This window comes from Corynebacterium sp. HMSC061H03, from assembly GCF_001838215.1.
GTDB classification, from domain to species: domain Bacteria; phylum Actinomycetota; class Actinomycetes; order Mycobacteriales; family Mycobacteriaceae; genus Corynebacterium; species Corynebacterium jeikeium_D.
The window spans coordinates 1-20,749 of the sequence record NZ_KV836066.1 but is presented as its reverse complement, the minus strand read 5'-3'; the positions used below and the strand labels follow the sequence as shown (position 1 = coordinate 20,749).

Below are 20,749 nucleotides of genomic sequence, written 5' to 3'. Positions count from 1 at the left end.
GAAAGGTCCAAATAAATGTCCGCCAACGTTTTCTTTGCAAGCGATTTCAAGTCCATTAAGGGCTTCGAAAAGCAAACGATGCAGTTCATTGAGAAGCTACGGGAGAATCCGTCAAACCCTTCTCTAAAAGTGAAGCCACTGAAGAATGCCGTGGATTCTCGCGTGCGGACGGCGAGAGTCACAGACCAGTACAGAGCTGTGCTGATTGAGCTCGAAGGATCCAAACAGCGTCATTTTCTTCTGATGAAGATTGACAACCACGATGAGGCCAACGATTATGCGGCCAGACTTCGTATTCGCAGTAATCCGGTCAATGGTGTTCTTGATTTTGTCGTCGAAGAAACCGAAGACAATGAAGCCGATGTCGCGGCCGAAATCGAATCACGTGCTCAGCAGCTAGCAGCAGAAAAGCTGGCGAAGCTCCAGACAGAACAGGAGGCTGCAGCCGCCCACGATGAATCCGAAAGCTCGGAGGACAGTGAGGCGGAGGCACCTGCGTCGCGAACGGAGACGCAACAGGGTGAGACAACGACCGTCGTTACGCCAGCCGTTCCCCCACGTAAGACACTGATGGACGCGGGGATTGACCAAGAAGCGTTGGAAACTCAGCTTGGAATCTCCAAGGTTTCCATCGGTGCGACGTGGCGGGCCGAATCTGAGGATGACCTCGAATCTCTGCTGGCTAAGAGCCCTGATTGGGAGAAGGATGCCATCGTCGGCCTAATTGCGGGAATGACCATTGATGAGGTCAAGGAAGACCTCGGTCTGGCCCCCGCCTCACCCACCGACGAAGCCGAGCTCGGCGGTGACGAGATTGTTACTCAGCTGAAGGAAAAGGGACTTGTGTTTGAGGCTTCCGAAGAGGAGCTTCAGGAGATTTGGGAGAAGGGCTCCTTCCAAGAGTGGCGAGTATTCCTGCACCACTCCCAGCGCAAGGCAGCCTTTGGCGATCACAAGGGTTCCGCTCGCGTCGTGGGTGGCGCGGGTACTGGCAAGACGGTTGTGCTTGTTCACCGCGCGAAGTACCTGCTGGAGAAGTACCCCGACTCGAGCATCCTGCTGACTACGTTTACGCGAGGTCTCGCAAACCAGTTGAAGACCCTGATGAGCACGCTCGATCCGTCCTTCCCGGAAGCTTCCTCCCACGGAGCTCCGGGCCTGTGGATCTCTGGCATCGACGCACTTGTCCGCCGGGTATTGGACAACGCCCAGACCACAGAACTTGAAGCAGCTATGGAATCTGCTTTGGGAATCCACGGTTCTTTCGTCCCCCGGCCCTTGGGCGATTACCAAGAGGACCAGATGTGGCAGGAAGCCGCTGAGCTTCACGGCGAAGACATGCATCCCTCAAAGCTTCAGCCGGAGTTCCTCCGCGGCGAGCTCGTCGATGTCATCCTCACCTCCTCAATCAGCACCGAAAAGGAGTACCTGCGCGTTTCCCGTCAGGGACGTGGTACTCCGCTCAACCGCGCCGAACGCAAGAAGGTGTGGGCTATCTGCCGCTCGTTCCTGCGTTCCTGCGAGCTTGAAGAGCAGCTCCCCTTCCCCGCCCTCGCCGTCGTCGGTGCCGAAGTGCTCGAGCACCGCGGCGTCCCTATGTTCGAACATGCGCTTATCGACGAAGCCCAGGACTTCCATGCGGGACATTGGCGTTTCCTTCGGGCAGCGGTAGCCAAGGGGGCAGATGACATCTTCATCGCAGAGGACTCTCACCAGCGAATCTATGGTCGCCGGATCATCCTGCGAAACTACGGCATTGAAACCCGCGGTGGTGCAACCAAACGACTCCGCGTAAACTACCGAACCACCGCGCAGAACCTCTCCTACGCAACCTCGATTCTGGAAGGCGCAGAGTGGATCGACTCGGAAGCTGAAAACGACACTCTCGTCGGCTACCGGTCGCTTGCCAACGGCCCGGCACCAATCATCGCACATGCAGCTGATAAGCAGGAAGAGTTCAACATTATCGCAACCACGGTCAAACAGTGGCTCGACTCTGATTCCCCATCGATGCATGTCGGTATTCTTACCCGAACCAACCGCCAGTCTGACGAGCTGAAGGCATTCCTCGGCGAGAGGGACATCTCGGTCTCCGGAGATCGCTCCGGAGCTATCACGTTGAGCAACGAGGTATCGGTGATGACCATGCACAACGCTAAGGGTATGGAGTTTACCAACGTCATTCTCGCGGATGTTTCCTCGGAGAATATGCCGAAGGTCTTCGGATTCAATAGCCTTGCGGAGTCGGAGCAAAACGATGTAATGCAGCGTGAGCGGGCGCTACTCTACGTTGCAGCCTCGCGTGCTCGTGACCAGCTGGTCATCACGATGGTTGGTGCTCCTTCGGAGCTGTTGCCTTAAGGCGCCTTGCAAAGCCGGGAGAGAAATGGAAATAGAAATCTGGCACACCCTGATTCCTACAATTACTGCTTTTATTGGATCAGGGATGACATTCGGGATGAACTATTTGAAGATCCTTCACGACGATAAACAACGAAACGACGACGAAGTGAAGGCACACCAAAGAAAACTATCACAAATTCAAAAGAATGCAGTTAAAACCTTCTTTCAATCCCTAAGAAACCTACAGTCAGAAATGACGAGCCCCGAACTTAATCAAATGGTCGAAGTATCTCCTAACCACAAAACCCTATGTGAAGAAGGAATGCGAGCACGAAACGAATTCCAGCGAAAACTTTTTGGAATTTGGGAAATAATGGATCTTGATCTTGTCGACCACGACGTACGCAAAGCCAGTTACGAGCTTGGAGAATTCCTCTCCCAACAGTTTCCAGTTACTAACTTCATGTATGACCCAATACTTGGAAGACAATCAAATGAGAAGGTTAAGTTTGATCAGCTTCTCGAAAACCTTCGTACAACCGTTGCTACTACACAGCCTAACAAAGGATCCAGGATTTGAATTTGATCAAAGATTTACAAACCACTTATTATCTTTGACCTTTTTCAGGTATTCGAGAGACCATAAAACCACGGTTCATTAATTGGTAAAGCTATTTTCTTTCAGATAGAATTATATCGAAACTTAATCACACATACTAAAAGCAAATATAATTTGAAGTTTAACCAAATACTCATTGCTCGCAGGAGTAATTAAAACGAGTTAAGCAGTCATTTACAAAATGATTGCGGTATCGGTCCACAACGGTTCGCCTAAACAGCGGTTAAGCTCTTTGCGATACATACCGTCCTACCTCCATTAGAATCAACATCTTCAACCAACGGGATTTGCGTTTCTGACCAAATCGCATACCCCCACTCGAATTCAAACACGGAGCAACGCGAGACAATCTGCAATGCCAAAGCACAATTTTCGCTGCTCCGTTACTTTGAGAACATCCCCGATAATGGGGATAGCCGCTGGTCCCGGTATGGCTCAATCGTCGCGTAGTTTCAATAATCCGAGGTGGTACCGCCCGACACCAAGAAATTCGATGACAGCTAATAGGAACACGACCGGAACCTATATCCAGGCCTCAGTGTAGACGTGGGTGTGCTTCCCGAATGTCATGACGCCAGCAACTCGAACAACGACATACCCAACTCCTTTTCTAGAAGCTCAACATGTCACCGAAGCATTCCATTGACATATTCCTCGGCCTAGACATCAGAAAGTCTAATTATCAGACCTGTACCCTCGACCGTGAAGGCAACAAGGTTTTCGACAAACCGCTACCACAACTCAAATCCGAACTAGCAGCACTGTTCAATGACTTTCAGGATCGAGGCGCAGCCTTAACTACCGCCCACCAACCCAAAACTATTAATGCGCTTCCCATCGCTGTAGCTCGTGACTGTAACTGCGAAATCGCATACCTACTCGGCCTGGCGTTGCGCAAAGCTGCCGACCTCCACCCGGGGTGTGCGTGAACAGACAAACGCGAGGCACCTCGCTCATCGCCGATACCACCCGCACAATGCCCCATACGCCACGTGCGGTAAGTCTCAACGATGAAGTACTTTCCGAGCTGAAGATATTGTCCGTCTTCGATGACGACATTGCCCGCGACTGCACCTAAATCGTTTACCGATTGCACAGTATCCTTACCCAAATCTACCTAGGCCTGGAGCATGCTTTCGCTGGCAACACACTTACCCGAACCCCAGTACTGGACTTACTAATCCACTACAAGGGCCCAACAGGGCTAAAAGAGGGGGCGGGCAAGGGGGCTCAACGGGATGTCGCCCCCCCCCCACCAAAACCACAGCAACACTGGTCGATAACATCTTCGCGGCGTTAGCAGCGCAAACCGTTACTGTTCCAGGCGCTGAGGCCACCGAGTTTCCCCCAGAAAAAATTGGCAGCCAATATTAAAACAGTGAGAGCCCAACGAGATACTATTGCCAACCAAGTCGAGAACAGAATGGTGGATTGCCCTCTTTCCCGGGTCCTGAATCAAGCAGCCCAGGAATCTGGATCAAGACCGCAGCACAGATCCGGTTTTCTATCGGTGTCGAATCCGACTTTTCCTCATTCGGTCCATTTGGCCTCCTACACACGAATTGCCCCTGTGACACAACGATTATGTTCATCAATTCGCGGAGAGGATCCAGCTAGGGCAGGAAATGAATGACTGAACAATCCCCTGTTCTACTGAAGCTTTTCTTGCCGTCCGAAGTAATGAAACATCCCGAACTTATTACGTGCGCAAACGAGCAGAAGGCGAGCGCCATAATGTACCCAACTCATGCGATTAACTAGAAGCCGGTACAACGTCATCTACGCGCTACTCAAGAACAAGGAGTACTACAGAGAGAAACCGACTGGTCGACCAGTCGCAACCTAACCCCCGCGAAAACCAGGCCCATCAACAGTTGTTAAGGGGCCATATCACCGTGCTTGGAATCTATCCCCGAGAATTTCACTCAGAAATCACGACAACGGATTGCCAAAAACATAGGGATAGACCCAAAAGAGAAAAGGGGAATCAATACAGATTTCACAATTGCAGCATTCACACATCTTGCAATAACATCTCTCGAATTGTATTCTTTATATTTCATGTCTTCAACACACTGGATGCTACACGCGCAATAGAATCAAGACCGGATACCACCAAGTATTCGGAGCTTCAACAATCTCCACTAGTGTCTGCGAGTATAGCAGAAATAAGAATTATATCCCTAAAAGCATCCAAACACATTCTTGGACATCAAAGTTAATAGGATGCAAGAACTACAAGAGACAAGTATAGTTCACGTCAACCTACTCTATTAAAAGTACAACCACACACATCAAGTACGCTATTTACCATTCAACCGCTGCTCGTTTCTTTGATTCGCTAGTAATATTTCAATATAAAAATCTTCTTTAATTTCAATCATATGAACAACTTCTGCATTAACGAAATCCTCTTGCATTCTCATCGCGACGAATTCTGTTATCAACCAGATTGCCGCCACTCCAGCCAGCAAATATCCGACTAAAAAGCCATCTTCCACAACCGCTGAGATAACAATGTTATTTACAACAGCAAGAGTAAATGCCATAAAAATAAAACTGATAAAATAAAATATCCTCTTTGCTCCTATATCGACTGTTCCATATCCAATGAAAACTACAATCAAACCAACCGTAAAAATAAGATAAGATAAAGCCATACTGGAACAGTACCCATTTTCAAATTCTGCAAGGTTATCGTTATTACTTATTAGCTCTTGCACACTAAAGCGAATACCCAAAAGCACTGTAATTAGAAATACCGATAACCTAACAAGAAGCAGCCCGCATAGCCCGAATCGTGGTGAGAATATATTTCTCAAATATGACGATTCGGCGATAATTCGAGTATATTTATCGTAAATATAATCAGGCGTCGGACCGACCCGATAGAATATATTACCCAATCTTTACTCACCTTAATGCCTAAAAAATTAAAGATAGCCCCGCCGCAAACAGTTCTTCTCAAATACTGGTACGTGAATCTGGAAAAAATATTAATTAAAGACCAGCAGACTAATACTAAACTTTTTACCTTTTTAGCTCCCCAACAACCCCAACCTGCCCCGCAGCGTCAGACACAGCGTCCACACGCTTCACAGCAGGGTCGGTGCCCCAGCGCTCGTCAGGCAGAGCACTGATGCCCTTCTTACCGAAACCGTCAGTCCCCACCACAACGTGAACAGCAGCATCGTCACCAGCACCAAAACCCTCAGCCAGCGCCACCGCCAGATCCGCAACCAGGCCCGCGCCGAACTCCGGGTCCTCGCCCGTATCAATCGCAGCGCGCGAGACAGTGCCGTGATTACCAACAATCACAATGCCAGCAGCAGGTCGGAGTGTCCCCTCCTCGTACTCCACAAAGCCGCCGCCCTTCAGGGCCTCCAGCAGTAGCTTTCGGTCCGCAGCGGAAGCCCGCTCTCCCCCATCCTTATCCAGCTCCAACACCGGAGCCAATGCCTGGCCAGCCTGGCGGCCCGGCTCACGGCGCTCCGGGTCCAGCTGCACATCGGCCGGCAGCGAGGTAGAAACCGTGTCCTTCAGCTCATCCGCACCAGCGGCAGAGAGGAACTTATCGGTCAGCTTCAGCACGCCCGCATCCGGAGCACCAGCGGCGCGCAGGGTCTCGGAAACCCCTGCAAGCTGCTCATCTGTGGCATCCGGCGTGGCGACAACAAGGACCGGCACGTCCTTCAAAGTGTCCTTGACAATCTCCCCGACGATGGGCTCGATGATGCGGTTGGCTTCATCGGCACGCGCTTGCTGCGCATCGGCACGCGCGACGGCGGCATCGCGCTCAGAGGCGGCACCAGTGCCGAAATCAATGCCAGCGCCAGCGGGGTTCAGCACATAAGCACCCAGCGCAGCGCCTGCCGCCACACCGAGGGCAGCACCTGTCACACCGGCTGTAAACTTCCCGCTCCTGCGCTTCTTCGCCATCGCCTGTCCCTTTTCCTTTCGCCGACGCCTCAATCAGCACTGACAGCTGAAAACTCTAGGCGCTCACAATGCTCAAGATACCGCTATAACTACTTAAACAGCCCCTGGAACCACAGTGCAATGGAGTTCCAGGTATCAATCAGATTCTCGCTGACAGAACCATCACCGGAAGTACCAGCGATAGCGAAGATCACCGCAACGGCCACGAAGATAGCCAGGATTGCCCAGGCCACACCGAAACCACGGCTATTGACCTGGTAGAGGTCAGCGACCATGCGACCGTCGACAAGCTTCTCCCCGACCTTCAAACGCGACAGCAAGGCCGACGGCACGCCGCTTTGATCCTCAGCGTGGTAGATGCTGTCGATGTTCTGTGGAGCACCGACGGAGACGACCATGTCGGCGTCGTGATGTGCGGCGAACACCAGCGCCAGGTCAGTGGCGGAATCGGACAGCGCCGGGAACGTCATGGCGCCAATGCCGAGGTCCTGAATGCGCTCAAGGCCCACCGCGTGACCGTCCGGATCAGCGGGCAGGATCACGCAACCGGCAGACCGCAGCGCCTCGGAGTTGATGTTCTCCGGATCACCGATGATGTAGTCCGGCTGGTACTTGAGATCAAAGAGCGTGTCGGCACCGGTGTCGACGCCGATGAGCAGCGGCTCGTACTCGCGGATGAAGTTCTTCAAGTCTTCCAGCGTCTTGCGGTGTCCCTCACCAGGGCTGACCACAACGACCTTGCGGCCACGCAGCGGCTCCGTCTCGTCCGGAATGCCCAGGCCATCGATGTAGAGCGGGGATTCGGTCTTGGCGAACTCCACCAAGTTGCCTGAGAGAGCCTCCAGGCGGTCGACCATGCTGGTACGGCCCTCGTCGAAGGCGCGCTCCAGCTCGTCCTGGTCGACCTCGTCGCCCTGTCCAATTAGGCGGTCACCGTGGTAGAGCTTGCCGTCGTCAAGCCTGCCGTTTTTGCCGTCCTTGAGCTTCTCAAAGACCTCGTCGCCGACGTTCTGCACCATTTCGATGTCGGCGTCGCGCATCATCTGCGGGCCGTAATTCGGCACAAAACCCGTGGTAAACGCGCCGGTGTTCACCACTGCGGCGACCTTGGCATCAATCAACTGCTGTGCCAGTGGACGCGAGATATCCGGCGCATCGATCACCACGATGTCGCCTTCGCCCATGCGCTTCAGCGCACGCTCCAGGCGGGAACCGTCCCGCACGGTCCCCGAAATGCCAGGAAGATCTTTTTCGTTCCGAGAGAACAGACTCATGGCACTTAGTGAAACATAAGAGCAGCTACTTGGCCGCGAAGGCGCGCCGAGCTTGATCCAGAAGATCTTGCGCATGCGCGCGTCCGGAGTCCGAATCGTCCAAGCCCGCCATCATCCGCGCGAGCTCGTCAATCCGCTCCTCATCGCCCAAGCTCGTCACCTTCGACGACACCGCGCCCGAACGCGCATCCTTGCTGACCACCAAGTGGGTATCCGCAAACGCCGCCACCTGAGGCAAGTGCGTGACGACGATCACCTGGTTATTCACCGCCAACTGCTTCAGCCGTTTGCCAATTTCCACAGCCGCGCGCCCACCAACACCGGCATCGACCTCATCGAAAACCATCGTGTGTCCGGCCTGTCCTTCGGCGAGGACAACTTCCAATGCCAGCATGATGCGGGAAAGCTCACCGCCGGATGCGGATGAGGCCAGTGGGCGCGGCTCGGCACCCTCATGGGCGCGGAGCTTGAACTCGATGTTGTCCACGCCGGCGGGGCCAAAGGTGTCGGCCTTGGTGATCTCCACCACCAGCGAAGTGTGCGGCATGGCCAAGCCCTTGAGTTCCTTGGTCACGGCCTCTTCCAGGTGTTTCGCGGCCTTTGCGCGGGCCTTGGAGAGCTTCCGTGCGGTGGTGCCGAGTTTCTTCTCCGCGGTGTTGATCTCCGCGGTGAGCTTGTCCAGCGCTTCGCCGGAGACATCTAGCGTGGCGAGCTTGCGCTCCGCCTTGTCCCGCCAAGCCAGCACACCTGCGATGTCCGGGGCGTACTTACGGGTGAGATTCTTGATCTCCACCTGGCGCTGCATGAGCTTGTCCAGGGATTCGGTTTCCTCCGGCAGGCCGGAGAGAAACGCACCGAGACCAGCAGAGATCTCGGAGAGCTGGCTGGTCAGCTCATTGAGCTGGTTGGAAAACTCGGTGAGCTCGTCATCATTGGCGCCGGCGAGCTCGTTTGCGGCGGCGCCGAGGAGTTCGGCGGCCCCGGAGTCTTCGGTGGCGGTATCCATGCCGGTCACGCTCACGGCGGCGGCACCATCGATGGCGGCTAGCGCCACAGCGGCGGCGTCGCGGAGACCATCCAGATCTTGCATACGGCGAATCTGGGAGGCCAGGTCCTGGTCCTCATCTGGTTCGGGCGAGACTGCGTCGATTTCTTCGATGGCGAAGCTGAGTTGGTCGGCACGCATGGCCAACTCGCGGCGCTTAGAGGTCTTCTCTTCCAGTTCTTTGACCAGGGTGCGCCAGTGTGCGCGTTGCTGCCGGTAAGTTTCCAAGGTAGGTGCGATGGTGTCGGCATCCATGCGGTCGATGGCCGCACGCTGCTCATCGGCGCTTTGCAGGCGCAGCTGATCGTTCTGGCCATGAATGGCAATCAGACGGGTGGAGACATCCGCCAATGCCGCAGCCGACGCACTGCGGCCACCAACCCACGCCCGGGAGCGCCCCTTCGCGGAGACCTGACGGGCAAGCAGATACTCATCATTTTCATCGCGCTCGCCACCGAGCTCAGAAACCACAGCATCGATAGTGGCTGACTCTTCCTCCGAGAGGTGTTCGGTGGACACGCGGCCTTCCACCAGGGCCTTGTCTGCGCCGGTGCGCACGCGGCCGGCGTCGGCACGCGCGCCACAGAGCAACTTGAGGCTTGTGACCACCATGGTCTTACCCGCGCCAGTTTCGCCTGTGAGTACGGTCAGACCTGGGCTGAATTCAAGCGTCGCGTCCGGGATAACGCCGAGGTCGCGGATGGAAATCTCAGTCAGCATGGCGCCTGCAATCAGTCCTTCCCTTGAAGTGTGGGGTCTTGTCTGCTGTGTTTAGGGGCTATTGCGCCTCGGCGGGGCCGCGCCACCCGGACGTCGGCAAGCGGAACTTGTGCACCAGACGGTCGGCGAACGGCTGATCGTCCAGACGCACCCAGCGCACCGGCTGTGCGCCGCGCTCGATTTCGATACGGCTGCCCGGCGGCATGGTGATGTTGCGGAAGCCGTCGAGCACCGCGACCGCCTCGGCGGTGTCGTGGTTGGTCTCAATCGCGATAGTCGAATGCGGTGAGATCACCAGCGGGCGGGAGAACAGCGCGTGGGCGTTGTTGGGCACGACGAGCATAGCGTCGAGCTCCGGCCAGAGTACGGGACCACCTGCGGAGAAGGCGTACGCGGTAGAGCCGGTCGGCGTGGAAATTAGCACACCATCGCAGCCGTAGGAACTCACCGGGCGACCATCGACCTCCAAGATGACGTCCAGGACGCCACGGCGGTTGACATTTTCGATACTGACTTCGTTCAGCGCCCAGCCAGAGCCAATGACGCGGCCGGTGGTGTCACGGACGGTGGCGCGGATGGTCATGCGGTCTTCGATGCGCCAGGAACGCTTGATGACGCGGCTAATCGCCTCGGTCATGGACTCCTGCTCCCACTCAGCGAGGAAGCCCACGTGCCCCATGTTGATGCCGAGCACCGGCAGGTCAGCCGAGTGCGCAATGTCTGCGGCACGCAGAAAGGTGCCGTCGCCGCCGAGGACGAGGACGAGTTCGCATCCCGACGCCGCCTGCGGAGAATGCCAGTAACGTGGGTACTTGCCGAGCGTTGGGTGCGCGGCCAGCGCCTCTGGGTTCTTACCGGCCAGCACGCGGATGTCGATACCCGCGGCCTCAAGCAGCTCGGCCGCCTCGGCGGCCATTTCCAGGTTGGCGCTACGGCCGGTGTGCGGAACCAGCAGAATCTCGCGCTTGCCGGCGCTGGTCTTGGGCTTGCTTTCCCGTGAGTGAGTCTTCGCGCTAGTCATTGTGCGGCCCCTCCTCAACAGCCTTGGCGATGGCCGCAGCCATAGCCTCATCACCAATATCGCTGGCGCCGCCGTCTTTCACCAGCCACAGGAAGAACTCCACGTTGCCGCTCGGACCCGGCAGCGGGCTGGCCACGGCTGCGCGGAAGGACAGCCCCAGAGTGCGGGCGTATTCGGCGACTTCCTGGACAACTTCCTGACGCAGTGCATCGCTGCGCACGACACCACCGGAGCCAAGGCGCTCCTTGCCCACCTCGAACTGCGGCTTGACCATTGGCAGCAGGTCAGCGCCCTCGTCGAGGCAGGAAACAATCGCTGGCAGGACCAGCTTCAAAGAAATAAACGACAGGTCGCCAACCATGACATCGGCCGTGCCACCGAGAATCTCCGGCGTCAACGTGCGGACGTTAGTACGGTCGAGCACAACCACCCGCGGGTCATCCTGCAAGCGCCAAATCAACTGACCGTAACCGACATCGACGGCGTAGACGGTCTCGACATCGCGGCGCAGGCACACATCGGTGAAGCCGCCCGTGGAGGCACCGGCATCCAACACCTTCCGGCCCTTCAAGTCCAGGCCCTGCGGCTCGAAAGCCTCCAGTGCGCCGAGCAGCTTGTGAGCCCCGCGCGACGCCCAGTTCTCGTCTTCTTCCAGACCACTGACGCGAATGGACACGTCCCCCGTCACCGCAGTCGCGGGCTTAGAGGCGACAAAACCACCGACCTCAACTCGGCCGGCTTTAATCATGTCCACTGCCGCCTCACGGGAGCGAGCAATCTTCCTTCGCACCAGCTCCGCATCGAGCCTGCGCTTAGGAGCTTTCTTTGCCACCGCGTTCACTTTCCTTCCCTGCGTGACGAGCCCAGGGCCTCATACAAAATCTCATGCGCCCGCTCAAACTGCGCGACTCTCTCCTGCGGCGTCGGGGCAGGTGCTGACAGTGCGGCCGCCACCTGCTCGCGGACGTCCTCCGGAGTTACCTCACGCGCGCCGGGCATCGCCGCCGGGCTAGGCGCAGGGCTCGGTACAGATGCAGGGCCGGGTTTCGGCCCCGGCACAGGACCAGCGCCCTGCCCCAGCCCCTGCCCCGGCTTCGGTGCAACCTCACTCATCGGCTATCACTTCCGCCAGGCAGCCAGCGCCGCCTCAGCAGCCGGGCCCTCCGCGCGGACCTGCGCGACCTCGACTGCGCCAGCACGACCAGCCTCAGAGTTCCACACCACATCTACGACCGTCAGCAGAGCCGCCACCGCGGCCTCCGCCGGGTTCACCAACCGAAGATCTTCCATGTCACCGCCAGAAAGAACGATGACACCGGCCTCCGCGTCGTCGTAACGCGCGGTGAAACCAGCCTGCGGAGCCGGACGTGCCTGATCCAGCTCACGATTCAGCGCAGTCATGTCAGCACCGATGAGCGTCGGGCGGTGCTCAGGCGGCGCCGCAACGACATCCATATGCGTGGAAACGCCTGTGACCACCATAAACGTGTCCATCTTTGCCGCATTTCCGCCCGCGATGTCGGTGTCGAGGCGATCCCCAATCGCCAGCGGATTCTTCGCGCCCACACGCTCCGCCGCCTTAATAAACATCGGCGGCTTCGGCTTACCCGCCGACAGCGGCGCCACGCCCGTGGTCGTAGAAATCGCCGCAGCGACCGAACCATTACCAACCAGGAAACCGCGCTCCGACGGCAGCGTCGTATCCAAATTCGACACCAGGAAGCGCGCACCTCGCGACACCGCCAGCGCCGCCTCCGACATCTGCTTCCACGTCATCTCACGGTTGAGCCCCTGGAACACCGCCGCAGGGTTGTCATCAGCGGAATCCACGAGGTTGTACCCCGCCTCACGAGCCAACTGCTTAAACGACTCCGCACCCAACACAAAAACGTTCGAGCCCGGCTCAATGACCTCCGCCGCCATCTCAATGGCCGCCTGCGCCGACGTCATCACATCGTCCGCATGAACGTCATAGCCCAGCCCATTGAGCTGATCCGCCACCGTCTGCGGCGCGCGCGAGGCATTGTTGGTAATAAACACCATCGGCAGCGCCGCCTCAGTCAGCCCCTCCAGCGCGTTCGGAATCGCCGCGCCGCCCTCGTAAATCGTGCCATCCAGATCCAGCAGAGCGGCATCATAGGAAGAAGCGACAGAAGCCATGTGGGTTCATTTCTCCTTTTACGAAATAGGAACGCTTTACGACGAATTGTAGATGCGCAGCCGGATCGCGCCAGCGGTGCGTTAGCGGTGGCTGATGTCGCGAGCCGGCAGCTGGGCTGATTACTTGCTCAGCTCTTCGATGCGCTCGCGAGCATCGAGCATCTGGTCCACATCGATCTTGGCGCAGCGGGTAAACCACACCTTGGCATCATCTTTACGACCGGCCTCCACCAGCGCATCAGCGTAGGCGTAGAACAGACGAGCTGCTTCGAAATCCTCGCGGTCCGGGTTCAGATCCTGGGTCTCCAGCTCGACCAGAGCCTCATCGATCTGGCCCATATCGCGGCGGGCACCTGCGGCGACGATAGCCAGCTCAGTCTTGGACTCGTTGTCCAGCTGCTTGGCTTCCTCGGAGCGAGCCAGCTCGATGGCCTTCTCTGGGCGGCCGAGGCCGCGCTCACAGTCCGCCATGACCGCAAGCATGCCCGGGCCACCGGAGATGCGGCGAGCAGCACGCAGCTCCGCCAGGGCTTCCTTCCACTCACCTGCGTGGTAAGCGGCAACACCAGCGGTCTCACGAACGACACCGACGCGACCTGCGCGGTCCTTCGCTGCGCGGGCGTGCTCCAGAGCACGCTTCGGGTCTTCAGCCATCAGGATTGCGGACATAATCATGTGACGAGCAACCTTGTCGGCGTTGTCCTTAGCCAGGCTCTTCAAATCCTGGCGCACGCTCGGGTCGAGCTCATCTGCACGAATGTCATCTGGGAGCTTCGGCTCGTTCTTGCGGGCCTCAATGCGCTCCTCGCGGAAGCCTGGGCGCTGCGGGCCGGTGCGGTGCGTACGCTTCTCATCCTGGAAGCGGCCACCACGATTGGAGCGACGTGGCTTGCCACCACGACGGTCGAAGTTGCGACCTCCCTGGCCACCGCGCCCGCCCGGGCCGCGACGATCATTGCGGTCGCCGCGGTCGTTCCGGTCAAAGCTGCGCTCGCCACGATCGTTGCGCTCATTACGATCATCTCGATTGTTGCGGTTGTAACCACGACCGCCACGGCCACCGCGTTCATTGCGGTCGCCACGGTTAAAGTCACGATCATCGCGATCATCACGACGGAAGCCCCGCGAACCACGGGAATCGCGGTTACCGCCATGACCACCGTGACCACCACGGCCACGACCACCTGGGCCACCACCCTGTCCACGACGATCGTTGCGGTTGCGCCCGTTAAAGCCGCCCTCGCCACGACCATGGGAACGGTTAGACCCGCGGTTTCCGCGATTTCCTCGGCCTTCGCCGGAACGAGGACCTTCGTGCTCAGCCATGAAGTCGGAGCTCCTTATAAGTAATGAGTAAAAGAATTTATGTGTTTTCAGGCTACCAGTAACCCCGGATTGCCTGGTGGTCTACCTAAAAGACCAAACTTTCATACTACCGCTAAGACCTGCCCACATTCCAGCCCAGCAAACGTGCGGAACCTGTGGCCTTCCCCACTGCCTGGGACAAATCCCAGACAGCCAGGCCCACCCAGTCGTCGGTGGTGAACTGCGCGGTGGCGGTGGTTCCCTCGACGCGGAGCTCATGCTCGGCATCCGAAAGTCCGTCTGGCACGTCGAGGTTGGCGCCCAGCGCGTCGTTAAGCAATGCCTTGAGTGCGCGGGCATTGCCCTGTTCAGCGCGATGTGCGGCGCGGCGGAAAATGGTGAGCGCTTCCTTGGCGGCATCCTCGGGTGTCACGGTGGTGTCGACGGCGAGGTCAAAGAGGCCTTCTTGCTCGAAGGTTGCGGCCTTGGGCGTCTTGGGCTCGGAACTAGGCGCGGCGGGCGCGGTTTTTGTCGGCGCAGTCTTCGTCTGCGCGCGACTACCCGCGCCAGCGAACCCTGGCCCCTCGGGTACGGCGGTGCCCTTCTGATACGCAGTGGCGGCGGCGCGGGCGCGCTGATCAGCGGCCTCGTTCATGTCGTGGCCCGAGTGTCCCTTAACCCACTCGAGGTGAATATTGCGGCCAACGAGCAGCCGGTCGATGTCCTGCAAAATGTCGACGTTGAGGACAGGTTTACCGTCGCGCTTCTTCCAGCCCTTGCGCTTCCATCCCGGCATCCACTTAGTGACGGAGTTAATCACATACTGCGAATCACACAGTACGAAAAGCGGCTCGTCGGGGATGTGCGCGGTGGCGCGGAGCAACTCGGCAAGCGCGGTGAGCTCGCCGCGGTTATTGGTTCCCTCTTTCCATCCGCCGGCGGCCCAGCAGCTGTCGTCGATATACCAGCACCACCCGGCAGGTCCGGGGTTGTGCAGGGCGGAACCGTCAACGGCAGCAGTAATAGTCATGAGGCTAGATTGTATCGGCTGCGTGGGGCCGGCCAGGAATTGCCTTAAGAGCCGTAGCAGGCGACCGGGCCGTGCGGACCCTCGACGATGTCAATCTGGGTATTGAAGATTGGGCTCAGAACCTCCGAACGCATCAGCTCTGCGGTTGGGCCGTGCTCTACAATCTGGCCATCCTTGACCGCACAGATGTAATCGGCGTAGCGAGCCGCGAAATTGATGTCATGCAACACCACCACCATGGTGCGACCCAAATCGCGCACTGCAGTGCGCAGGTACGACATGATGTCGACCGAATGAGAAATATCCAGGTTGTTCAACGGCTCGTCGAGAAGCACGTAATCCGTCTCCTGGCAGAGCACCATTGCGACATACGCGCGCTGGCGCTGACCGCCGGAGAGCTCGTCGAGGTAGCGGCCCTGGAGCGCCTCGAGATTGAGGAACTCGATGTACTGGGAAATGATGCGCTCATCCTCGGCGGTCAGGCGCCCCTGGCTGTACGGGAAGCGGCCGAAGCTGACTAGCTGGCGCACAGTGAGGCGGGTGACGAAGTGGTTATCCTGGCGCAGAATCGACAGCACCTTCGCCAGGTCCTTCGACTTGGTCTTGCCCACGTTGTATGGACCGACGTTGATGTCACCGGAATCGACGGCAAGGAGGCGGCCAATCATAGTCAAAAGCGTGGACTTGCCCGCGCCGTTCGGACCGATTAGAGCCGTGATTGCGTTGGTTGGAATTTCCAGGTCAACGGGGCCAATTGACACCTCGCTGGTATAGCTCTTGCTTACACTGTCGAGGAGAATCATAGCCGTCCCTTCTTCAAAACGACGTAGAGGAAGATCGAACCGCCAACCAGCTCGATAATGATGGACACCACGCCCTGGGCATAGAAAACGTGATTGAGGATGAAATACGCACTGGCCAGCGTGACGTAGCCAATCAGCGCCGCCATCGGCAGCACAAAGCGGTGGTCATAGGTATCCGCAGCCTGGTACGCAATGGTCGCGACCAGGAAACCGAGGAATGTCATCGGGCCGACCATAGCCGTCGATACTGCCATCAGCACCGACACCGCGACCAGCACAGTGATGGACCGAACCTGGTAGTTCACACCCAGATTCGTCGCGACTTCGCGGCCGAGCGACATGACGTTGAGGGCCCGCGAATGCAACGCGATCACCACGATCGCCCCTATCACGAGCGGAATCGCCACCGGGAAAAACTCCGGGTCAGCGTTGTTGACAGAGCCGAACAGCCGCGCCGTCAGCAGGTCAAAATCCGAAGGCGTGAGCATGCGCTGCATGAACGTCGACAGCGAAGCCAGTCCGCCACCGATGACAATGCCCACCAGCAGCATGCTGTGCATATCCGCGCCCTGCCCGGTCAGCAGCCACGCATACAGCACCAGCGACAGCCCCACCATCAGCGCGAGCTGCAGCACAAACGCGCCAACCGAGCCAGCTTTCATCAGGCCGGTCGCACCGAAGAAGTACACTGCAGCGGTACTGATAGCCACGTACAGCGCCTCAAAACCCATAATCGACGGCGTAATAATTCGGTTATTCGCAATCGACTGGAACGCCACCGTCGCGACGGCATGGCAGCAGGCAACCACGATCATCGCAATGACCGCATCAAGGCGCCGACGCGCGATCAGCCAAAAGCCGTCCGTACCAAACGGCAACGGATTGTCCCATGCAAGCAGACCCGCGGTAAACAACGTCGCCAAGCCCGCCAGCACAGCAATGATAATCCAGTACCTGCGCGCCGCTGCACCCGTGCTAAACGACGTCGTTTGCGCCCCAGCCGGGTCGGCCACCGTATGAGTTGAACTGAGATTAAGCACGACGCCGCTCCACAATCAGATAGACGAAAATGGCAGCACCCAGGATGCCGAGAATCACCGATACTGGAATCTCGAACGGGGCGATAATGACGCGGCCAATCAGGTCCGCGACCGTCACAATGGCAATGCCCACCAGGCATACCCAGGGCAGATTGGAGCGCAGATCATCGCCACGGAACATGGAGACGATATTCGGGACGATGAGCCCCAGGAATGGGAGGTTGCCCACCACGACGGTGACCAAACCTGTTGCGATTGCAATCAGCCCCGTTCCCAGGAACACGATTCGCTTGTAGTTCAGACCGACGTTGGTGGCAATGTCCTCACCAAGCCCCGCAACCGTTAACCGATCGCTGAATACGAAGACGATTGCAACCACGAAGACGACCAGCCACAGGAATTCGTACTGCCCTTTATAAATGGCAGTAAAAGAGCCTGCGAACCACACGCCTAGCGACTGCAGCATGTCCGTCTGCAACGCAAAGAAAGTCGAAATCGAACTGACTACCGCACCCAACATGATGCCCACGATGGGCACAACCAGACTTGACTTCAAAGCGACACGGCGCAAGAACAGGAAGAACACTGCCGTGCCGATGAAAGCGAAGATGATTGCCCCGCCCATCCGGCCAAGCATCGAGGCCGAAGGAAAGAAATACATCACGAAAATCAGGCCGAGACCAGCCCACTCCGTGGTTCCCGTGGTGGTGGGTTCGACAAACTTGTTGCGCGTAAGTAGCTGCATGACCAAGCCACACATCGCCATCGCGGCACCCGAGAGCACTAGTGCAATGGTGCGCGGTATACGCGTAGTGGCGAACATCTCCCAGCCGTCGTCGGCGCCCAGGATGTCGTATTGGCCTACAAACAGCGACATAGCCACCAGGACTGCCACAAAGGCAATCCCGATGGCTAGTCGGGAATCCAGTAACTTCTGCATAGAGTTGGTGAGGTACTCCTGTGACTGGTCAGAGAACTATTAGGCCTGCTCGAAGGCGTCGGCAAGCCCGTTCAGAATCTCCGTGTACGTGATGATGGACTCGTTGGTGTAAGTGTCCTCTGGGGCGTAGTAGATCTTGCCCTCCTTGACTGCCTTCACGTTCTTCAGCGGAGCGGCTTCCTCGACCACAGACTGTGCCGAACGGTACTCATCGGTACCGCGGACAGAGGTGCCAGCATCGCGGTCAAGCACCATGATGAAGTCCGGGTTTGCCTCAGCGATGGACTCGGCGGAAATCTCATCACCCTGGTGGTCATCGCTGGCCTTGTCGACCTCCAGCGCCGGCTTCATGCCAATCAGGTCGAACAGCGGGCCGAAGGTACGACCAACAGTCGGAGCAATGTAACCGAGGGTGCCGCCCGACGAGTTCAGCGCCATGACCTTCACGTCCGGGTTGTAAGCCTTGCGAGCGCGCTCCAGAGCCTTGTCAAAGTCTGCGATGAGCTGATCGGCTTCCTTCTCCTTACCGAAGATGGTGCCCAGGCCCTTAGCGTGGCGCTTGAGCTCCTCGTCCAGCGGCTTGCCCTCGCGCGGCTCGAAGTCCACAATCGCAGAGTTCGGAGCGAGCTTCTTCAGGTCATCGTAGTACTTGCCGAAACGCTGACCGTTCACAATCAGGTCCGGGTCAGCAGCAGCAACAATTTCGAGATTCGGCTCGCGGTGATTGCCGATGTCCTGAACGTCAGGATTGTCCTTGTAGTCGGAAACCGTGAACGGGATAATCGGCTTAGGAGCGGCAGCCAGCTTAATACCCCACTGATCGAGCATCTCGAAGGAACGGTTATCCGTGGCCACAACAGAGTCAATCTCGGCAGGAACGGTCTGCTCACCATGATTATCAGTAACGGTAATAGTAGACTCGTTGCCTGCAGCTGCAGACTTATCCTCGTTACCGGCATCAGTAGAACATGCACCAAGAACAAGTCCAAGGCTCGCAACAGATGCAACTACAATATTGCGAATACGGCCGGAGTTAGAACGCGCCACTTAAAGGCATCCCTTCGGTCACAGTAGGATTGTTAGGCAAACGTCACTTAGACGCCGTTACCCAATCACCTACTTAGGTAATCATTACCTGCGCAACCTTAGCTTAGGGTGCCCTATTTAACAAGTAAATACGTTATGAAATTGCGCAATATTTAGGGCATATTTCGAACTTGGCTTAGCGTTGGCTAATTTGTGCTGGTAGAAGCCGCTTTTCTGAGCAGTGTAGCCAGGCACCCCGTTACGTTCTTACCGCGTTCCAAAGGACCTTATTGCGCCGGCGGGGCTATGCGAGAAAGAGCTTTTCTTATAAGTTGCCGAAAACCTGAAGCACACTAACCTCATTACCCGTGAATACAACTAACCTGGGCCGCGCGAACCATCGCGCTCAAGCCGCTGGCCTAACCGCGGTCCTACTTCTACCACTCGGCACTATGACCCCAGCGCCCGCATCGGCCAGCCCTGACACCTCGCTGTTTAATGCAGTCACAACAGGGATTAGTGCGACCGAGACACAGGCCGCCGGACAGTCTGCTACCACCACGGCGCCTACCAGATCTCAAACCCCTATCGAGTCCGGCTCACTCTCCTCACTCAGCAACTTCCGCGATGTAGCGGGAAGTAGCGCCAACCCAATCATGACCGAGGACGGTCGCCGTATCCGCCAAGGCCTCGCATACAGGTCAAATGCTTTACGAGAGCCAAGCGACGAAGATCTTGCCCGCATGATTGAGGCAGGTGTGACACACGTCGTGGATTTGCGAAACATTAAAGAGCGCAACGAATCCCCAGACGTCTTGCCCGACGGCGTGACTTACCAAGTAGCGGACATCATCGGTGTTCGCAATGGCTTGGGCTTTGTGAAGAATCCTGTCGTAACTACTGGCGAGCAGCTCTACGGCCACGCGCCCGAGTTCTACGAAGCGGCGGGAGACAGCATCAAAGCGCGTGATGCAGAGATTTTCGACGATGAAGTGAAATACTTCGGCCAACTGCTCGGCTATGAATTGATGATTACCGGAGAAGCACCGCGAACCGCTTGGAAGGATCTTCTCCAAGCACTCGCATATGAAGACGGCGCCGTCGTTTTCCACTGCAGTGCTGGCAAAGACCGAACCGGCCTCGGTGTCGCGTTCCTCTTGGCCATCTTGGGAGTTAGTTACGAAGCAATCGAGCAGGACTTCCTTGCCAGCAACGCTTACCTCAATCGTGAAGACGCGGTAGACAAAAAGTGGCTCAAGATGTCGTGGGACGCTATCGAAGAGAACTACGGTACTTTCGACAACTTCGTCCGACAAGGCATCGGGCTTTCCGACGCTGACATCAACCAATTGCGCCAGAAGTATCTGGTATAGCGCCACGCCTTACCACAACAACCTTCGTTGAATGTTGTTTACTGTTGGGTATAAAAAAAGTGGGCCGCAGCACCCAACCCCACACGGGAACTGGCTACCACGACCCACAAA

19 protein-coding genes are annotated in these 20,749 nt (G+C 57.4%); 5 read left to right on the top strand and 14 right to left on the bottom strand.

Features of this window, described 5'->3' with window-relative positions; genetic code table 11:
- Positions 1–15 precede the first annotated feature (15 nt).
- From HMPREF2787_RS04840 to HMPREF2787_RS11245, 4 genes are all read left to right on the top strand, one after another.
- Entirely contained in the window at positions 16–2,361 is a 2,346-nt protein-coding gene (locus HMPREF2787_RS04840; protein WP_070858540.1) for a 3'-5' exonuclease, read from the top strand.
- A 25-nt stretch (positions 2,362–2,386) separates the two neighbouring features.
- Positions 2,387–2,923 (top strand): hypothetical protein, encoded by a 537-nt coding sequence (locus tag HMPREF2787_RS04835; RefSeq protein WP_070858539.1) that lies wholly within the window; start codon positions 2,387–2,389, stop codon positions 2,921–2,923.
- A 662-nt stretch (positions 2,924–3,585) separates the two neighbouring features.
- Positions 3,586–3,891, top strand: a complete 306-nt coding sequence (locus tag HMPREF2787_RS11250; RefSeq protein ID WP_070858538.1) for an IS110 family transposase — start codon at positions 3,586–3,588, stop codon at positions 3,889–3,891.
- Positions 3,888–4,040 carry an IS110 family transposase gene (locus tag HMPREF2787_RS11245; protein WP_246824203.1) on the top strand — a complete coding sequence of 51 codons (153 nt, stop codon included), beginning with the start codon at positions 3,888–3,890 and terminating at the stop codon, positions 4,038–4,040. The genes HMPREF2787_RS11250 and HMPREF2787_RS11245 overlap by 4 nt, the downstream gene beginning before the upstream one ends.
- A gap of 1,225 nt (positions 4,041–5,265) precedes the next feature.
- Here HMPREF2787_RS11245 and HMPREF2787_RS04825 read toward each other — a convergent pair.
- The 14 genes from HMPREF2787_RS04825 to HMPREF2787_RS04760 all read right to left on the bottom strand — a co-directional run bounded on the left by HMPREF2787_RS04825 (position 5,266) and on the right by HMPREF2787_RS04760 (position 19,286).
- On the bottom strand, positions 5,266–5,622 hold the full coding sequence (locus tag HMPREF2787_RS04825) for a hypothetical protein (RefSeq protein ID WP_070858537.1): 357 nt from the start codon (positions 5,620–5,622) through the stop codon (positions 5,266–5,268).
- Positions 5,623–5,992: 370 nt separating this feature from the next.
- Entirely contained in the window at positions 5,993–6,901 is a 909-nt protein-coding gene (locus tag HMPREF2787_RS04820; protein WP_070858536.1) for a copper transporter, read from the bottom strand.
- 89 nt (positions 6,902–6,990) lie between these two features.
- Positions 6,991–8,175 (bottom strand): putative cytokinetic ring protein SteA, encoded by a 1,185-nt coding sequence (steA, locus tag HMPREF2787_RS04815; protein ID WP_070858535.1) that lies wholly within the window; start codon positions 8,173–8,175, stop codon positions 6,991–6,993.
- Between the two features lie 25 nt (positions 8,176–8,200).
- Positions 8,201–9,940 carry a DNA repair protein RecN gene (gene recN / locus HMPREF2787_RS04810; protein ID WP_070858534.1) on the bottom strand — a complete coding sequence of 580 codons (1,740 nt, stop codon included), beginning with the start codon at positions 9,938–9,940 and terminating at the stop codon, positions 8,201–8,203.
- Between the two features lie 58 nt (positions 9,941–9,998).
- A complete protein-coding gene (locus tag HMPREF2787_RS04805; RefSeq protein ID WP_070858533.1) occupies positions 9,999–10,961 on the bottom strand; it encodes an NAD kinase in 963 nt (320 codons plus the stop codon).
- On the bottom strand, positions 10,954–11,793 hold the full coding sequence (locus tag HMPREF2787_RS04800) for a TlyA family RNA methyltransferase (protein ID WP_049171668.1): 840 nt from the start codon (positions 11,791–11,793) through the stop codon (positions 10,954–10,956). Before HMPREF2787_RS04800 ends, HMPREF2787_RS04805 begins: the two co-directional genes overlap by 8 nt.
- 5 nt (positions 11,794–11,798) lie before the next feature.
- Positions 11,799–12,074, bottom strand: a complete 276-nt coding sequence (locus tag HMPREF2787_RS04795; RefSeq protein ID WP_049189958.1) for a hypothetical protein — start codon at positions 12,072–12,074, stop codon at positions 11,799–11,801.
- Positions 12,075–12,080: 6 nt separating this feature from the next.
- The gene (locus HMPREF2787_RS04790; RefSeq protein WP_049193446.1) at positions 12,081–13,121 is read right to left on the bottom strand and encodes an HAD-IIA family hydrolase; all 1,041 of its coding nucleotides are present in this window, start codon (positions 13,119–13,121) and stop codon (positions 12,081–12,083) included.
- Between the two features lie 120 nt (positions 13,122–13,241).
- Complete coding sequence (locus HMPREF2787_RS04785) at positions 13,242–14,447, bottom strand: hypothetical protein (RefSeq protein WP_070858532.1); 1,206 nt, start codon at positions 14,445–14,447, stop codon at positions 13,242–13,244.
- 112 nt (positions 14,448–14,559) lie between these two features.
- Positions 14,560–15,456 (bottom strand): RNase H family protein, encoded by an 897-nt coding sequence (locus HMPREF2787_RS04780; protein ID WP_069359486.1) that lies wholly within the window; start codon positions 15,454–15,456, stop codon positions 14,560–14,562.
- 44 nt (positions 15,457–15,500) lie between these two features.
- The gene (locus HMPREF2787_RS04775; RefSeq protein WP_049171651.1) at positions 15,501–16,259 is read right to left on the bottom strand and encodes an iron ABC transporter ATP-binding protein; all 759 of its coding nucleotides are present in this window, start codon (positions 16,257–16,259) and stop codon (positions 15,501–15,503) included.
- Positions 16,256–17,299, bottom strand: a complete 1,044-nt coding sequence (locus tag HMPREF2787_RS04770; RefSeq protein ID WP_069359485.1) for an iron chelate uptake ABC transporter family permease subunit — start codon at positions 17,297–17,299, stop codon at positions 16,256–16,258. Before HMPREF2787_RS04770 ends, HMPREF2787_RS04775 begins: the two co-directional genes overlap by 4 nt.
- The gene (locus tag HMPREF2787_RS04765) at positions 17,292–18,239 is read right to left on the bottom strand and encodes an ABC transporter permease (protein ID WP_069359484.1); all 948 of its coding nucleotides are present in this window, start codon (positions 18,237–18,239) and stop codon (positions 17,292–17,294) included. Before HMPREF2787_RS04765 ends, HMPREF2787_RS04770 begins: the two co-directional genes overlap by 8 nt.
- Before the next feature lie 39 nt (positions 18,240–18,278).
- Positions 18,279–19,286 (bottom strand): siderophore ABC transporter substrate-binding protein, encoded by a 1,008-nt coding sequence (locus HMPREF2787_RS04760; protein ID WP_069359483.1) that lies wholly within the window; start codon positions 19,284–19,286, stop codon positions 18,279–18,281.
- Positions 19,287–19,633: 347 nt separating this feature from the next.
- Between HMPREF2787_RS04760 and HMPREF2787_RS10860 the strand changes: the two genes are divergently transcribed.
- Positions 19,634–20,638 carry a tyrosine-protein phosphatase gene (locus tag HMPREF2787_RS10860; protein WP_083326661.1) on the top strand — a complete coding sequence of 335 codons (1,005 nt, stop codon included), beginning with the start codon at positions 19,634–19,636 and terminating at the stop codon, positions 20,636–20,638.
- Positions 20,639–20,749 lie beyond the last annotated feature (111 nt).

Bases quoted from the DNA above. Each gene is read 5' to 3' on its own strand.
- HMPREF2787_RS04840 (WP_070858540.1), top strand. From the start codon at position 16: ATGTCCGCCAACGTTTTCTTTGCAAGCGATTTCAAGTCCATTAAGGGC.
- HMPREF2787_RS04790 (WP_049193446.1), bottom strand. From the start codon at position 13,121: ATGGCTTCTGTCGCTTCTTCCTATGATGCCGCTCTGCTGGATCTGGAT.
- HMPREF2787_RS04795 (WP_049189958.1), bottom strand. From the start codon at position 12,074: ATGAGTGAGGTTGCACCGAAGCCGGGGCAGGGGCTGGGGCAGGGCGCT.
- HMPREF2787_RS04820 (WP_070858536.1), bottom strand. From the start codon at position 6,901: ATGGCGAAGAAGCGCAGGAGCGGGAAGTTTACAGCCGGTGTGACAGGT.
- HMPREF2787_RS04835 (WP_070858539.1), top strand. From the start codon at position 2,387: ATGGAAATAGAAATCTGGCACACCCTGATTCCTACAATTACTGCTTTT.
- HMPREF2787_RS04825 (WP_070858537.1), bottom strand. From the start codon at position 5,622: ATGGCTTTATCTTATCTTATTTTTACGGTTGGTTTGATTGTAGTTTTC.
- HMPREF2787_RS04775 (WP_049171651.1), bottom strand. From the start codon at position 16,259: ATGATTCTCCTCGACAGTGTAAGCAAGAGCTATACCAGCGAGGTGTCA.
- HMPREF2787_RS04780 (WP_069359486.1), bottom strand. From the start codon at position 15,456: ATGACTATTACTGCTGCCGTTGACGGTTCCGCCCTGCACAACCCCGGA.
- HMPREF2787_RS04805 (WP_070858533.1), bottom strand. From the start codon at position 10,961: ATGACTAGCGCGAAGACTCACTCACGGGAAAGCAAGCCCAAGACCAGC.
- HMPREF2787_RS04785 (WP_070858532.1), bottom strand. From the start codon at position 14,447: ATGGCTGAGCACGAAGGTCCTCGTTCCGGCGAAGGCCGAGGAAATCGC.
- HMPREF2787_RS04765 (WP_069359484.1), bottom strand. From the start codon at position 18,239: ATGCAGAAGTTACTGGATTCCCGACTAGCCATCGGGATTGCCTTTGTG.
- HMPREF2787_RS11250 (WP_070858538.1), top strand. From the start codon at position 3,586: ATGTCACCGAAGCATTCCATTGACATATTCCTCGGCCTAGACATCAGA.
- steA (WP_070858535.1), bottom strand. From the start codon at position 8,175: ATGAGTCTGTTCTCTCGGAACGAAAAAGATCTTCCTGGCATTTCGGGG.
- recN (WP_070858534.1), bottom strand. From the start codon at position 9,940: ATGCTGACTGAGATTTCCATCCGCGACCTCGGCGTTATCCCGGACGCG.